The sequence below is a fragment of the Nitrospira sp. genome, from assembly GCA_016788885.1.
GTDB lineage: Bacteria > Nitrospirota > Nitrospiria > Nitrospirales > Nitrospiraceae > Nitrospira_A.
The window spans coordinates 1-1,835 of sequence record JAEURX010000024.1; the positions used below are offsets into that span (position 1 = coordinate 1).

Sequence of the window (1,835 nt, forward strand, 5' to 3'; positions counted from 1 at the left end):
GCTCTGCGAGGTACCGCCCAATATGAAATTTGCGTTGCTGCTGCGGCGGCTCCAAGCGGATATTCCGCCCTGCCGCCACATCCAGCCCGCCACCGACCCGTCGGCCACACCACAGTATGTCATCGACTGCCCGGAATAGACGGCACGCCCTGCACGACCAGGGAGTCCGTGCCTGCACTGCGCCACACACAACCGAAGGAGAACTGCCATGCGAGTGATCGTGATCGGAGGAACAGGAACCATCGGAACAGCCGTCGTGAAGCTCCTCTCGACACGTCATGACGTGGTGACGGTGGGACACACACGCGGGACGTTTCACGTCGATCTGGCCGCGCCGGATTCTATCACCAGCCTGTTCAAAGCGGTCGGCACCTGTGATGCCGTGGTGAGCACCGCCGGCATCGCCAAGTTCGCGAGTCTGGACGACCTGACCTATGACGACTACTTCATCGGCCTGAAGAACAAACTGATGGGGCAGGCCAATCTGATCCGCATCGGCAAACCGTTCGTGACCAACCATGGCTCCTTCACGCTCACCAGCGGCGTGCTCAGCCAGGAACCCATGAAAGGCAGCTGCGCCATCAGCATGGCCAATGCCGGATTGGAAGGATTTGTCCGCGCCGCCGCCATCGATTTACCACGCGGCCAGCGCGTGAATGTCGTCAGCCCGCCTTGGGTCACGGAAACACTGATTGCCAGAGGAATGGATCCATCCATCGGCATTCCCGCGGATCAAGTGGCGCAGGCCTATCTGGCCAGCGTGGAAGGCACCATGACGGGACAGACATTGGATCCGAGGAAAGTCGCCGCCTAGCAATCGTCTGCCGATGACCCTGCCGTAACATGAAATGCGCCCAGCGGATAGGCGTGGCCGTTCACGAGCAGCTCAATCCGGTGCAGGCCAGGGTAGTGCGTGCGAGTGGTCAATTGCGTCAGCGCCAACGTCTTGCTGAAGGCGATGGTGTGCTTTGGCGCGAGTTCCACCGTCTTCAACTTGAACACCTTCGGGCTCTGCTTGCCGTTCGCCTTGACATAGTGCACGCGTAAATCGACCAACACCCGTTGGACCCCGGACGCCTGGCTCGCCACCTCGCACATAATGCGCACTGACGACCCGATCGGAGGCCGTGACGGCGTGATGCGCACCTTCTCCACTGCCACTACCGCCTTGTCGCCGAAGCCCAGGACACGGAGCGCCCCTGCTTCTCCCCGCTTGACCGCCGACCGCAAGGCATGGCGAATGATCCAGCGGCGTTCCTCCGTTGCATGCTCCAGCCACCTTGTAGCCGTCTCTACCAGCACGTCGGGATGGTCTTTTCCGATGTCATTGAGACTGTTGGCCACACTGCGGCGCACGTAGAGCGACACATCGTCTTTCAACCGCTCCAACAGGGCCAGCACGGGCCGTGGATCATCTTGGAAGGCGCGCAGTCTCGGCGCCCATGGCAATCGTGGCCTTGTGCCCTCGGAAACCAGGCGTCGCACATCTTCACTGGGATCGGTCGTCCACTCAGCCAGGCGAGCCAAGGTTGCCGCCTGGTGCCGTTCGAGATAGCGGCGAATACTGAATTCCGCCGTGAACCGTTGCGTCAGCAGATATTGCGCGCGCATGGACGCCTCGAAATGGTCCAATCCGTATTCAGCCACGAAGAACACGTGGGGAAGAAACACAAAGGCGCCCATGCCCGAAATGGCCGTTCGCTTCGATTGCCGGTCGAGCGAGGCCAGAAGGATCGCAAGAGCCTGTTCATAGTCACCCGGCAAGTACCGTCGTAACGCATGTGCGATCTTCCAGGCGCGCGGCATCAATGCTAGATCGTCATACCCCTCCAGCA

2 protein-coding genes are annotated in these 1,835 nt (G+C 60.9%); one reads left to right on the forward strand and one right to left on the reverse strand.

Annotated features, from left to right (window positions below; translation table 11 throughout):
* Positions 1–208 precede the first annotated feature (208 nt).
* Positions 209–814, forward strand: a complete 606-nt coding sequence (locus JNL86_06515; protein ID MBL8042554.1) for a short chain dehydrogenase — start codon at positions 209–211, stop codon at positions 812–814.
* Here the strand turns inward: JNL86_06515 and JNL86_06520 are convergent.
* Positions 811–1,835: DNA alkylation repair protein (locus JNL86_06520; protein MBL8042555.1), on the reverse strand; the 1,025-nt coding region annotated here is incomplete at its 5' end. The genes JNL86_06515 and JNL86_06520 overlap by 4 nt on opposite strands.